The organism is Streptomyces sp. NPDC032745 (genome assembly GCF_055579465.1).
Genome location: NZ_JBVING010000009.1, coordinates 221680 through 234641 on the forward strand (window position 1 = coordinate 221680; position 12962 = coordinate 234641).

At 71.4% G+C, this 12962-nt stretch carries 14 protein-coding genes; 7 read left to right on the forward strand and 7 right to left on the reverse strand.

Translation table 11 applies throughout. The annotated features are described in order from the left end of the window. Positions 1–187 precede the first annotated feature (187 nt). From ACZ5WG_RS24215 to ACZ5WG_RS24230, 4 genes are read left to right on the forward strand one after another with little or no spacing between them, the layout of a single operon-like run. Positions 188–1747 (forward strand): ABC transporter substrate-binding protein, encoded by a 1560-nt coding sequence (locus tag ACZ5WG_RS24215; protein WP_468725830.1) that lies wholly within the window; start codon positions 188–190, stop codon positions 1745–1747. Beyond that, on the forward strand, positions 1735–2754 hold the full coding sequence (locus ACZ5WG_RS24220) for an ABC transporter permease (RefSeq protein WP_468725832.1): 1020 nt from the start codon (positions 1735–1737) through the stop codon (positions 2752–2754). Before ACZ5WG_RS24215 ends, ACZ5WG_RS24220 begins: the two co-directional genes overlap by 13 nt. Continuing rightward, complete coding sequence (locus ACZ5WG_RS24225; RefSeq protein WP_468725833.1) at positions 2751–3608, forward strand: ABC transporter permease; 858 nt, start codon at positions 2751–2753, stop codon at positions 3606–3608. Before ACZ5WG_RS24220 ends, ACZ5WG_RS24225 begins: the two co-directional genes overlap by 4 nt. A 53-nt stretch (positions 3609–3661) precedes the next feature. Continuing rightward, positions 3662–5107 (forward strand): ABC transporter ATP-binding protein, encoded by a 1446-nt coding sequence (locus tag ACZ5WG_RS24230; protein ID WP_468725835.1) that lies wholly within the window; start codon positions 3662–3664, stop codon positions 5105–5107. Positions 5108–5128: 21 nt separating this feature from the next. Here ACZ5WG_RS24230 and ACZ5WG_RS24235 read toward each other — a convergent pair whose 3' ends face one another. Both ACZ5WG_RS24235 and ACZ5WG_RS24240 read right to left on the reverse strand, forming a co-directional pair. Next, positions 5129–5602, reverse strand: coding sequence for a hypothetical protein (locus tag ACZ5WG_RS24235; protein ID WP_468725836.1), 474 nt, complete (start codon positions 5600–5602; stop codon positions 5129–5131). 120 nt (positions 5603–5722) lie between these two features. Continuing rightward, positions 5723–6397, reverse strand: a complete 675-nt coding sequence (locus ACZ5WG_RS24240; protein ID WP_468725837.1) for a DedA family protein — start codon at positions 6395–6397, stop codon at positions 5723–5725. A 153-nt stretch (positions 6398–6550) separates the two neighbouring features. On the opposite strand from ACZ5WG_RS24240, the gene ACZ5WG_RS24245 reads away from it, so the two are divergent. Then, entirely contained in the window at positions 6551–6922 is a 372-nt protein-coding gene (locus ACZ5WG_RS24245) for a BlaI/MecI/CopY family transcriptional regulator (protein ID WP_468725839.1), read from the forward strand. Beyond that, on the forward strand, positions 6919–7857 hold the full coding sequence (locus ACZ5WG_RS24250; protein ID WP_468725841.1) for a M56 family metallopeptidase: 939 nt from the start codon (positions 6919–6921) through the stop codon (positions 7855–7857). Before ACZ5WG_RS24245 ends, ACZ5WG_RS24250 begins: the two co-directional genes overlap by 4 nt. 39 nt (positions 7858–7896) lie before the next feature. Here the strand turns inward: ACZ5WG_RS24250 and ACZ5WG_RS24255 are convergent, their stop codons facing one another. From ACZ5WG_RS24255 to ACZ5WG_RS24275, 5 genes are all read right to left on the reverse strand, one after another. Next, positions 7897–8511 (reverse strand): response regulator transcription factor, encoded by a 615-nt coding sequence (locus tag ACZ5WG_RS24255; RefSeq protein ID WP_468725842.1) that lies wholly within the window; start codon positions 8509–8511, stop codon positions 7897–7899. A 1-nt stretch (position 8512) separates the two neighbouring features. Next, positions 8513–9127: a phosphatase PAP2 family protein gene (locus tag ACZ5WG_RS24260; protein ID WP_468725844.1), complete on the reverse strand. Its 615-nt coding sequence runs from the start codon at positions 9125–9127 to the stop codon at positions 8513–8515. Positions 9128–9165: 38 nt separating this feature from the next. Then, positions 9166–9771, reverse strand: coding sequence for a phosphatase PAP2 family protein (locus ACZ5WG_RS24265; protein WP_468725846.1), 606 nt, complete (start codon positions 9769–9771; stop codon positions 9166–9168). Further along, complete coding sequence (locus tag ACZ5WG_RS24270) at positions 9771–10439, reverse strand: DedA family protein (RefSeq protein WP_468725847.1); 669 nt, start codon at positions 10437–10439, stop codon at positions 9771–9773. The genes ACZ5WG_RS24265 and ACZ5WG_RS24270 overlap by 1 nt, the downstream gene beginning before the upstream one ends. A gap of 454 nt (positions 10440–10893) precedes the next feature. After that, positions 10894–11730 (reverse strand): undecaprenyl-diphosphate phosphatase, encoded by an 837-nt coding sequence (locus ACZ5WG_RS24275; RefSeq protein WP_468725848.1) that lies wholly within the window; start codon positions 11728–11730, stop codon positions 10894–10896. Positions 11731–11964: 234 nt separating this feature from the next. Between ACZ5WG_RS24275 and ACZ5WG_RS24280 the strand changes: the two genes are divergently transcribed. Further along, positions 11965–12369 (forward strand): BlaI/MecI/CopY family transcriptional regulator, encoded by a 405-nt coding sequence (locus tag ACZ5WG_RS24280; protein WP_468725849.1) that lies wholly within the window; start codon positions 11965–11967, stop codon positions 12367–12369. The last annotated feature ends 593 nt before the right edge of the window (positions 12370–12962 follow it).

A 12962-nucleotide genomic window follows, 5' to 3' on the forward strand; every position in this document is an offset into this window, starting at 1 on the left:
CTGCGGAACCGGCGAACGACCCGAACCGTAACATCAAACTGAGGTAAGGCAAACCTTACTCGTCGGTCATGCGAGGGCGATATTCGGACGTGCATCCCATTGCGGTCAGCGACTTGCGGTAATGGTTGTCATTAGGGTAGGCAACCCTAAGCATCTCCCCTGTTTCTTCAGTGGATCGAGGACGTAAGTGAACTTCAACAGGCGCCAAGTACTGTGGGCCGGCGGAGCGATGGGCGCGGCAGCGCTGCTCGCCGCCTGCTCTTCGGGGAGCGGTGACGCAGGCACCGACAAGGCGGCCGCTGGGGACGGAAAGCCGAAGAGCGGCGGCACGCTGCGTATCGGTGCGCTGGGCCGCGCCGGCGCCATCACCCGTGACCCGCACGGTACGCAGGCCAACGAGAGCGACTATCTGGTCATCGCCCTGGTTTTCGACACCCTCGCCATGCCCGGGGCGAAGTCCAACACCGTGCCGCGCCTGGCGGCCTCCTGGGAGCACTCGGCAGACCTGAAGACCTGGAAGTTCAAGATCGCCCAGGGTGCCACCTTCCACGACGGGACCCCGGTCACCGCCGAGGACGTCGTCTGGTCGCTGCGCCGCCTGCGCAACACCAAGTCGGGAGCCTCCCGCCTGCCGGGAGTCAAGGGCCCGGAGAGCATCACGGCCGAGGGCGCCGACACCGTCGTCATCGTCTCGGACTACGCCAACGCCGACTTCCCCCTCCTGACGCGGCTCACCACCTTCGTCATGAAGAAGGACACCGCCGACGACGCGCTCGACAAGGCCCCCGGCACGGGACCCTTCAAGCTCGACTGGTACCGGGGCGGCAACGCCCGCCTGGTCAAGAACGAGAAGTGGTACGGCGGCACCGTGCACCTCGACGCCATCGAGGTCACCATGTTCGAGACCCCGCAGGCGATGGCCAACGCCCTGCTCGCCGGACAGATCGACGTGGCCTCCAATGTGGGTGCCGTCGCGGCCCGTACCGCAGAGACCCGCAAGGACATCCAGGTCCTGCGCCGTCCCAACGACATGGCGATGCCCATCGTCATGCGCACCGCCGCCGGCAGCCCGTTCGCCGACCCGCGGGTGCGCGAGGCGATGCGCCTGGTCGTCGACCGCGACGCGATGGTCAAGCAGGTCCTCTCCGGCTACGGCACCGTCGCCAACGACATCCTGGGCACCGGCGACCCCGCCTTCGCCAAGGACATCCCCCAGCGCAAGCGCGACCTGGACAAGGCCAAGAAGCTGCTCGCCGAGGCCAACTTCGACCTGTCCAAGACCTACTCCCTGGTGACCACCGAGGACATCTCCGGACTCGCCGAGTCCGCGACCCTGTTCGCCAACCAGGCCCGCGAGGCCGGCATCAAGGTCGAGGTCGTCAAGCAGGAGTCCGGAGCGTTCTGGGACAAGACCTGGAAGACCGGCGACTTCTACACCACGTACTGGGGCACCAACGACTCGGTGATCTTCTTCGCTTCCAAGACCATGGCCAGCGAGGCCGGCCAGAACGAGGCCGGCTGGGCGGACCCCGGCTTCGACGCCGCCTACCGCAAGGCCATCTCCACCGCGGACGAGAAGGAACGCACCGCCGCCCTCAAGGAGCTCCAGCAGATCGAGTACGAGCGCTCCGGCTACCTGCTGTGGGGCATGGCCGACGGCATCGACCTGGCCGCCGCCAAGGTCAAGGGCCTTCCCACGCTGCCCGGTTACGGCCGCGTCCAGCTCGAGAACGCGTGGCTGGCTTGAGCCGCACGGCCCAGCAGCGCGCTGTGGGCGCCCCCGTGGTGACGGGGGCGGCCACAGCGCCGCGGCGCGCCCGCCTGCCGCTGCGTCTCGCAGCCGCCGTCGCCCGGCGCGCCCTCATGCTGGTCATCCTGCTCGCCGTGGTGTTCGCCGCCGTCGAACTGCTCCCCGGTGACGCCGCGAGCGCCAGCTCGGAACGCGGCGACAGTGTCGCGGACGTCGAGGCCCGCCGGCACCTTCTAGGCCTCGACCGGCCCGTCTGGGAACGCTTCGCCGACTGGATGACGGCCCTGCCGACCGGGGATCTCGGCACGAGTGCCCGTGGGCAGAAGGTCACCGACCTGCTCGCCGATCCCCTGCCCAATACCCTGATCCTCGGCGGCACCGCCTTCGTGCTCACCGTCATCGCCTCCCTCGCCCTGGGCTGCTGGGCAGCCACCCGTCCTGGCCGCCTCACCGACCGCGTCATCGGCCACACCTCCACCGCCGCGTTCGCGATACCGGAGTTCGTCGTCTCGGTGGCCCTGCTGCTCGTGCTGTCGCTGTGGACCGGCTGGCTTCCCGCCGTCACCCTCACCGGCGCTGACGGTTCGCCGGCCAGCTGGACGATGCTGATCATGCCGGTCCTGGCCTTGGTCATCCCACAGACCGGCTGGAACACCCGCATCGTCCGCGGGGCCCTCGCCGACCAGGCCCGCACCCCGCACGTGGAAGCCGCCCACCTCGACGGACTGCCCCTGGCCCAGGTGGTGCTCAGGCACGCGCTGCCCGGAGCGGTCCCCGCGATCGCCACAGGCGTCGCCACCTCCACCGGCATGCTGCTCGGCGGGGCCGTCGTCGTGGAGACCCTCTTCAACTACCCCGGCATCGGCGCGGTCCTGGCCTCCGCGGTCAGCAGTCGCGACACCCCGCTGATCGCCGGAGTCGTCGCGTGCGCCGGAGCCGCCATCAGCCTCGTTCTGCTGGCCGCCGATCTGCTGCGCGCCCGCATCCTGGGAGCACGCTCATGACCGCCGTCCCCGCCACCGCCGCTGCCGACAGCGCCCGACCCGCCCGCACCAGGGCTCGGACACTGTGGCGCATCGGACCCGGCCTGCTTCTGGTCATCCTGGCCCTGACCGGTCCGTGGCTCGCCGCTCACCCGCTCGACAAGCCCGTCACCGCGCCGTACGCGGCCGCCGGCGACGGAGCGGTGTTGGGCGGGGACCAGCTCGGGCGTGATGTGCTGAGCCGCCTCTTGCACGGCGGCACCGCGCTCATCGCAGGTGCCCTGCTGATTGCCGTGGTCGTCACCGCCGTTGCCACCGTGGTGGGCTGTCTCGCCGCCCTGCGGCCCCGGCTGGGAAGCGCCATCGAGCGCACCGCCGACGTCTTCATCCTCCTGCCGCCGGTCCTCGGCATCATGCTGATCGCCCTGGCCTGGCCCGGCGGCGGACGCTGGGCCGTCACCGCCGCCGCCATCGTCCTGGGCACCCCGTACGCCGTCCGGATCGTCGCCTCCGCCGCCGCGCCCCTGGCCTCCGCGGGGTACGTCGAAGCCGCCACCGCCCGCGGGGAGAGCCCGACGTACATCGCCCTGCGGGAACTGCTGCCCAACCTGCGCGCCACCGTGCTCGTCCTGTTCGGACTGCGGTTCGTCGAAGCCGTCTACGTGATCTCGATGGCCGGCTTCCTCCAGATCGGCCCCCAACCCCCGGCCGCCGACTGGGCCTTGATGATCCGTGAGAACGCCCCCGGCATCCTGCTCAACCCCTGGGCCGTCCTCGCCCCGAGCCTGGCCATCGCCGTCCTCGCCATCAGCTTCAACCTCGCCTCGGCCTCCCTCGCCTCCCGCTCCGCACTCAAGGCGGTCACCACCCCGTGAGCGACACCGCACCCGCCCCGGCCCCCCGATCCACCCTGGCCACGGACCCCCCTGTGGCAACGGCCGCCGGCCTCGAAATCGCCATACCCGGCGGACCGGTCCTGCTGCATCCGGCATCCCTGACCGTCCGGGCCGGGCAGATCACGGCCCTGACGGGACCTTCCGGCTCCGGCAAAACCACCCTGCTCCGCGCACTGATCGGCCACTTCCCCGATGGCGCGGCCGTCACCGCCGGAACCCTCGACGTGCTGGGCCACCGGCCCGACGTACTGGCACCAGCGGAGCTGCGGAACCTGCGCCGCCACCGCATCGCCTACGTCGGCCAGGACCCCGGCTCCGCCCTCAACCCCCGCATGAAGATCCGCAACATCGTCGCCGAGACCGCCACCGACCCGAGCGCCGAGGCCGTGCTCGGCCTCCTGCGCGAGTGCCGCCTCCCGGTCGACGACGGCCTCCCCGACCGGCGGCCCACCGCAATATCCGGCGGCCAGCAGCGCCGCGTGGCCCTGGCCCGGGCCCTGGCCCGCACCCCCGAGATCCTCCTCCTCGACGAGCCCACCGCCGGACTCGACTCCGCCCTGCGCGACGAGATCGCCGAACTGCTCCGCGACCTGGCCACGAGCCGGGGCCTGGCCGTCGTCATGGCCTGCCACGACCCCGAACTCGTCGAAGCCTGCGCGGACCATGTCGTTCGCCTCACAGCACCACAGGCCGCGCACCTGGCGTCCCAGCGGGCCGCCGGGCCCGACGCCGTTCCCACGGCGCCGGCCACCAAGGCGGACGGGGAAGGGCTGCGGGCACAGGGCGTCAGCGTCGCCTTCATCCACCGTGCCGGCCGCCACCAGGCTCTCGACGCCGTCGACTTCAGTGCCGCCCCCGGGACCGCCACCGGAATTGTCGGACCCTCCGGCTCGGGCAAGACCACCCTGCTGCGGATCCTGGCCGGACTCCACCCCGCCGACTCCGGCGACCTCACGCTGGACGGTCACCCGCTCGCCCTCACCGCCCGCAAGCGCCGGCGCGAGCACCACCGGCGGATCCAGCTGGTCCCGCAGAACCCCCTGGACGCCCTGAACCCCTCGCGGACCGTCGGCGACGCACTCACCAGGCCCCTGCGCCTGCACAGCGGACTATCCCGGCCGCAGATCGCAGGGAGGGTCGGCGAACTCCTGGAACAGGTGGAACTCCCCACTGACTTTGCCGCCCGCTATCCCGGCGAGCTCTCGGGTGGCCAGCGCCAGCGCGTCTCCATCGCCCGCGCCCTCGCCACCGATCCCGGCTACCTGCTCTGCGACGAGATCACCTCCGCCCTCGACCCCGAGACCGCAGTGACGGTCATGGACCTGCTGGCCCGCCTGAGCACCGAACGCGGTCTGACCACCGTGGTGGTCTCCCACGAGCTCCACCTGATCGCCGCGTACACCGACACCGTGCACCTGCTGGATGCCGGTCGGCTGACGGCTCGCGGGTCCACCGCCGAGCTCGTCTCCAGCCCGTGAGCGGCTGAGGTCATGCTGACCTCAGGGGTGCCGTGAGATCTCCCCGGCCACGGTTTTCAGTGCCTCGGTGAAGACGGTGACCAGTGCCCTGGGCATGGCGTAGCCACGGATGCGCCGGTCTTCGTCAGGGTGGGCGGTGGGTGTGAGGGGGACGTGGATACCGGCCGGCCACAGCCCGCGCCGGGCGCCGCGGGCAACGGCGTTCGCGAGCGTGATGTTGACGCCCTTCCAGGCCTCTTCGCCGTTGGGGCCGCGTAGCGTCTCCACGCAGGCCCAGCCGGAGCCGTCGACGACGTGACGCAGGACGTTGACGGCGCGGGCCGGCAGGTCACGCACCAGGTGGGCCGCACGCTCGGGGGTCCAGTCGCTCTCCATGAGCACGGTGGCGCCGTCGGTGCCGGGTGCAACGGGGGCGTGGCGGGCGACGAGCGCGAGGACGCCGAGGGCGATTTCACTGCCGAGGTCATCTGGGATGTCCTCGATGACGATCCGCATCGCCGCTCCTTCCTCAGTCGGTCTGGTGTCGAGGAGCGTATGTCACCGTGCGGGTCCGGTCGGGTCGGGCGTGGCTCCCGATGGACCCGTCGCCCATGCCGCCCTGCCGGCGAGCGGGCGTCAGGCGCTGCCGTCGGCGCGGGCACCGCGCCGGGAGCGCAGCAGCTCCAGGCCGACCGGGATGAGGGAGAGGGCGACGATGACCGCGATGATCGGGAGCAGGTAGTGGTCGACGTTGGGTACGGAGGCGCCGAGCGCGTACCCGGCCAGGACCAGGCCGATGGTCCACAGCAGACCGCCCAGGACCTGCCAGAGGGCGAAGGTGCGGGCCGGCACGTTCAGGATTCCGGCGAGGGGGTTCAGCACGGTCCGCACGATCGGCAGGAAGCGGGCCAGGACGATCGCCTTCGCGTACCCGTATCGCTGGAGGATCTCCGCGGCCCGGGCGGAGCCTTCGCTGATCTTGCGGGACTTGGTCCGGGTCAGGAACGCTGGCCCCGCCTTCCGGCCCAGCAGATAGCCGGTCTGCGCGCCGACGAGGGCGCCGGCCGCCGAGGCGAGGAGGACCCAGGGCAGTGACAGGTGCCCCGGAGAGGCGGCCGAGCCCGCGCACAGCAGTCCGGCGGTGAAGAGCAGCGAGTCGCCGGGGAGGAAGAACCCGAGGAGCAGGCCGGTCTCGGCGAACAGGATGACCGCGATGCCGATCGTTCCGAACGCGGCGAGCAGGGACTGGGCGTCGAGCACGTTCACGGCGAGGTGTACCGGCGGTGCTGCGGCGAGCTGAGTGAGGGGCATCGGACGGTCCCATCGATAATGGTGGTCGGGGTGGGGCTCACCGCCGCAGGCAAGAGACTGGGGACCGCCTCGGATGCGGTCCGCCTACTCTCTGTCTACGGGACAGTAGTCGGTCTACCTCACTGTAGACGATCTCCGTGAGAGGAAGGTTCCATGACCGACAGAGCGGGCGAACGCCGCCCGGCGGGCGAGCTGGAGGCCAGCGTCCTGGCAGCCCTGTGGGCCGCGGGCAAACCGCAGTCTGCGGCGCAGGTGAGGGAGGCGATACCGCAGCCGCTGGCCCGGACCACGGTGGCGACGCTCCTCGCCCGGCTGTACGAGAAGGGCGTCATCGACCGGAACCCGGGCGGGAGGGGCTTCCTGTACTTTGCGGTGGAGGACGCGCACGGCCTCACCGCTCGCCGGATGCACCGTGAGCTCGATCAGGACGGCGACCGCAGCGTGGTCCTTGCCCGCTTCGTCGAAGGGCTCAGCTCCGACGACGAGGCGGAGCTCAGGCGCCTGCTGGAGGGAGGCGATCGGTGATCGCGCTCCTGATCGTCCCCCTCCTCCTTCCCTGGATCCTGCCGCCGCTCGCCCGGCGCGCGGCCGGCCGGGTGAGGCCCGACGTCGCGCTGTGGGCGATCACCGCCGCCGCCGTGGCGCTTGCCGTCGGGGTCGTGGCGTGCCTGGGTGTCCTGCTGCTGCCGCTGGCTCTGACGATCCCGCCCGTGGCCGCCCTCGTTCACCTGATCCAGCCGCTCCAGGCGGGTCCGGCGCCTCTGACCCTGGGGGTCTCCGTACTGTCCGCCGGTATCGTCGCGATCACCGGCCTCACCGTGCTGCGGCGCGGATGGTCCGAGGCGAAGCGCCTGCGTACCGCCCACGGCGATGTCGCCCACCTGCCGCACGTCGGAGGGTTGTGCGTCCTGGACGACTCCCGCCCGGACGCCTACGTTCTGCCCGGTCTGACGGGCCCGGGTCGGGTCGTGGTGACCAGTGGCATGCTGCGCTCCCTGGACCTGCACGAGCGTGAGGCGCTCCTGGCCCACGAGCGCGCCCACCTGGCCGCGCGCCACCACCTCTTCCTCGCCGCGGCGCAGCTCGCCGGATGGTGCCACCCGGCGCTGGCCGCCGTCATCCCGCAGGTGTCGTTCGCCGCCGAACGCGCCGCGGACGAATCGGCCGCCCGTGCCACCGGCGACCGGACCCTCACCGCGCGGGCCGTGGGGCGTGCGGCGCTGGCCGCCACCCGTGGCGGCGTGCGGCCCGAGGGGTCCGTGCTCGCGGCGGGCGCTGTTACCGGACCCGTGCCCGCGCGGGTGAAGGCCTTGCTCGCCCAGGCGCCCGCCCGGCGCATGGCGCCTGCGCTGCTGGCGATGGCCCTGCTGTGCACCATGGCGGGCACTTCCTCCCTGGCCGGGGCGATCTGGCTGCACCGCGGGGTCGAAATCGCTCAGGGGGAGCGCCTGTCCGACTGAACTCCGGCCGGGCCTCGAGCCGTGGTCGGATCTCCGCCTCTACCCGTCGAGCAGGGCGTCCAGCGAGCTGCCGAGCCGGGCGAGTTCGTCGGGCCGCCGAGCATCGTGGGCTCCCTCGGGCCAGCCGGCCCGGACGAGTTCACGGCGGGTGACGAGGCCGCCCGCAGCGGCGATGAGCACCGCGAGCAGCCGGAACTCGGTCGGGGTCAGATCCACGGGGGCTCCCGAGACGGCGCAGGTGTAGCGGACCGGATCGAGCAGCAGGTCCCCTGTCGTGGCGGGGGGCCGCGGGCTCGCCCTCCTGAGGGCCGCCCGCAGGCGGGCCGCGAGCTCGGCGAGGTGGAAGGGCTTGGCGAGGTAGTCGTCAGCTCCGGCGGCGAACCCGGTCAGCCGGTCAGTGAGGTGGTGGTGTGCCGTCAGGAAAACGACGGGCCCCGGGAACCCGCGCGCCCTGAGGGCCTGGCAGACGTCCCTCCCGTCCGCATCGGGAAGGCCGACGTCCAGGACGACCGCGTCGAAGCCGTCCCCGGCCATCCGCAGGGCACGGGCCCCGTCCGGTGCGGGCGCCGGGTCGAAGTCCTCGTCGCGCAGACCGCGCAGAAGCACGTCCCGCAGCGCATGATCGTCCTCGACGACGAGGATGCGCTGCCGCACGTCAGCCGCCTGCCGCGGGCCGGTCACCGGTGCGTGACAGGTACGCGAAGGTGAGGAGGGACAGCCAGGCGGTGGCGAAGAGCCAGCCTCCGATGACGTCGGTGAACCAGTGGACTCCGAGGTAGACGCGCGTGAGGCCGACCACCGCACCCCACAACCCGATCAAGGCGACCGCGGTGCGGGGCACCCTGGAACCGCGCAGGAACAACGCGGCGATCAGGAGCCCCGCAGTCATCGCGCCGGTGCTCGTATGCCCCGAGGGGAAGGACCAGCCCGAGGCGGGCGTCGCCCAGTCCTCAACTACGGGGCGGGGGCGGGCGATCAACGTCATGACCGCATACCGCAGGGTCTGCCCCGCACCCAGGCACAGGAGCAGCGCGGCGGCCGTGATGGCGCGTTGACGGGTGGTGCGCCCTGCGTACAGGCCGGCCAGCACGAGCAGGACGTACGGGATGAAGCCGGTACCGGTGTCGGTGACGATGCGGGCCAGCGCCGATGCGACGGCCGGCCGGTGCTCCACGGACCAGCGGTGCAGGTCCACGTCGGCGGGCAGCAGATGATCCGGGGCGCGTACGACCCACACCGCCAGCAGGGCGAAGAGCACGGCGGCGGCCAAGGCCAGCCACCCGGCTCGGCGTCCGAGTCGGGAGCGGGTCACGTGGCGGCCAGCAGCGGACGCACAGGGCTGCTCTTCAGCCGGTCGGCCAGCATGTTCTGGTTGCGTCGGACGGCCCAGGCCGAGGAGGCGGCCACGAGTGCGCCGACGAGGAAGCCGGCCGTCACGTCGTGCGGGTAGTGGACGCCGACCCAGACTCGGGAGGCGGCCATCAGTACGGCGGCCACCACGGCGACAGCGCCGAGCCGACGCGATACGAAGAGCAGCGCGACGGCGGCCGCGGCTGCGAGGGCCGCGTGGTTGCTGGGGAAGGACCAGTCGCCCGGTGCGGGGCACACCTCCAGCGTGGGCACCCCCAGGGTCTGGCACGGCCGGTCCTCGCGGACGGCGAGCTTCACCAGCAGGTCGATGCCGAAGGCGAGGAGGGTGATCAGCGGAACCGCGAGGGCAGTGACCACGGCCGGAGTGTCGGCGCGGCGGGCCCGCCACCATCCCGCCAGCATCAGCAGGGCGAACAGGGCCAGGCCGTAGCTGGACCAGGTGGAGATCAGCGTATCCAGCCAGCCCGGCGCCCGGTGGGCGAGGTCGACCACGTCGGTGTAGGCGGAGCCGTCGACGCTCGAACCGTCGTACGCGGGGGTCATCAAACGGATCCGTTCCGGTGCTGGCCCGCCCGTCGGGAACGGAGCAGTTCGATCGCCAGGGGCACCAGGGACACGGTGACGATGACGGCGACGATCGGCAGCAGGTACCGGTCGACGTTGGGGATGGACGAGCCGAGCGCGTATCCGGCCAGGACCAGGCCGACCGTCCAAACGAGACCGCCGGCGACCTGCCAGAGAGTGAAGACAGGGGCCGGGATGTTCAGGGCGCCGGCGAGCGGGTTGAGGACCGTACGGACCACGGGGACGAAGCGCGCCAGGATGATCGCCTTGGCGTGCCCGTACTTCTCCAGCAGCTCCTCCGCACGCTGGGCGCCCTCATGGAGACGCTCCGACCGGCTGCGGGTGAGGAGGGCTCCGCCCGCGCGACGCCCGATGAGGTATCCGCACTGAGCGCCGGCCAGCGCACCGACCACCGAGGCGGCCAACACGGCAGGAAGCGACAGCGTGGCGCTCTTGTCCGCCGTACCCGCGCACAGGAGGCCCGCTGTGAACAGGAGTGAGTCCCCGGGCAGGAAGAAACCGACCAGCAGCCCGGTCTCGGCGAACAGCACCACCGCGATGCCGCTCACCCCGAAGGTGGCGAGGAGGGAATGGGCGTCGAGCAGGTTGACCGCGAGGTTGGTTGCGGCGTGGACGGAAGCGGCCATGCAGGTGGGGCCTCTCACAGGAGCCAGGCGGAAGGCGACCGGGCGGAACATCTAGGCGACCACCATCCCGCGATGGTCTACTTCACTGTAGACGATCGCGGGATAAGGGTGAGCTCAATGGCCGGGTCACCAGCCGACCGCAGACCAGCCGCAGAACTGGAGGTATGCGTACTCGCGGCGCTGTGGGGAGCGGCGGGGCCCCAGGCGACAGGGCCGGTGCAGCGGAGCCTGACGGAGGAGCTCGCGCGCACGACGGTGACGACCGTCACTCCCTTTCGCGAAGGGCGCCGTCACCCGAGAGTGACCGGACGCAGGGCGACCCTGACGGCTGACGGCCGCGGGCGGGGGGCTCGGCCGGACACGTTGCCGGTGATCGGGGTCAGACCCCGCTCCGAGGGGTGGAAGTCTGTGGGGTCCGGCCCGCGGCCGGACCCCACAGAAGCCGAGGCGGCTGTCAGGCGGTGAGGACCCCAGTACCGAGAAGGCCGAAGAGCAGGACTCCGATGGCGATCCGGTAGATGACGAAGGCGTTGAAGGAGTGCTTGGCGACGAACTTGAGCAGCCAGGCGATGGAGGCGTAGGCGACGGCGAAGGACACCACGGTGCCGACGACCAGCGGGAGGGTGTCCACGCCTGCGCCGACCGCGTCCTTGAGCTCGTACAGGCCCGCGCCGGTCAGGGCGGGGATGCCGAGGAAGAAGGAGAGGCGAGTGGCGGCGACGCGTTCGAGGTCGAGGATGAGGCCGGTCGACATGGTGGCCCCGGAGCGGGAGAAGCCGGGGAAGAGCAGGGCGAGGATCTGTGAACTGCCCACCAGCATGGCGTCCTTGAGGCCGGTGTCGTCCTCGCCGCGCTTGTGGCGGCCCATCTGGTCGGCGGCCCACATGAGGCCGCTGCCGACGATCAGGGAGCCGGCCACCACCCACAGGGAGGCCAGCGTGCTCTCGATGAGGGGTTTGGCGGCCAGTCCCACGACCACGATGGGGATGGTGGCGTAGATGACCCACCAGGCGAACTTGTAGTCGTGGTGGTACCGCTCCTCGCGGTCGACCAGGCCGCGCCCCCACGCGCTCATGATCCGCACGATGTCCTTGAAGAAGTACACCAGGACCGCGGCGATGGCTCCGACTTGGATGACGGCGGTAAAGGCGACGACGGCCTTGTCGTCCACCGGAATGCCCATCAGCCCCTCGGTGATCTTCAGGTGTCCGGTGGAGGAGACCGGCAGGAATTCGGTGACCCCTTCGACGACGCCGAGGATCGCCGCCTGTCCGATGCCGATGGTGCTCAATTCGTCAGCCCCTGAGGTTGGTCCGATGTGTTGGTGGTGAAGCGTCAGGCGGGGCCGTGGCCCCGGCCGGTGCACGATCCGGTCGCAGCGGTGGAGGCGGTGGAGGCGGTGGAGGCGGGGGAGTCGGGGGAGTCGGGGGAGAGCGGCCATGGCACACTCGGGGAAGACCTCACCGTCTACACGCGTGTAGAAGCCGAGGGTGACTGTAGAGGATGAGCAAGGAGGCAGCCAACAGTGGACGGGCATGACCACCCCGGTCCCGTGCACGAAGGGGACCGCCGCCTGGCCAACGGGATGCGGGAGGCCGAGGCGCTTGCCGTGCTCCGGTCGGCCTCCGGACCGCTCGCGCCCCGGGGGGTGTTGGATCGCATCGGCGGCGACCTGGCGTACAGCACGGTGGTGACGATTCCGACCCGCTCGTACGACAAGGGCATGCTCACCCGGGCGGCGCACGGCCGGGCCTTCGCCTATGCCCCCACTACGGACGAACAGGGGTTCGCCGCACGGAAGATGCGCCGGGCGATGGAAGAGGCACAGGATCGCGAGGGGGTACTCACTCGCTTCGTCGACGACCTGTCCAGCGGAGACGAGGCATTGCTGCGCCGACTGCTGGGCGGCGACCTGGACACGGGTCGGTAGGGGCGAGGTCTGCCGTGCACCTGGCCGTCTGTCTCCCGCTGCTCTTGCCTCTGTTCGCCGCTCCAGGGGCCCGTAGGCTGGCGGATCACCTGGAGCCGCGTCCGGCCACGCTGCTGCTGACGGCGGGTGCGGTGGTGCTCGCCGCCGGCAGTACCACGGTGCTGGGACTGCTGGCCCTGGCGGGTCTGGTCCGCATTCCACTGATTGGAACGCGTCGACACCAAGATCCAAGAGGTGCGGGAAGCAGAGGCCGAAGTCGCGCGCCGACGGCCGCCCCCAGAACCGTCGCGGTGGTGGATCGAGTACGGGATCGGCGTCCAGCGGCAGCCGACCCGCGTCCACACCAGCGACTGCCGCCCGGGAACCCGCTCGCGCTCTGGGCAAGGCTAGGGCTACGCAGCCCGCATGATGCTGCGGGCGATGCGCGGCTACGAGACCTTTACCTGGGGCCACCCCCCAGTCGCACGACGGGAAGCGGTTCTTCAGCTCCACGATGAAGTCCAACCGCGCTGCCGTCACACCGCCGGCCGACGCTGCGAGCACATGCTGGCCGTGCGCGGCGCTGGCCTTGACAAGCCCCGGCCCGAACCCGC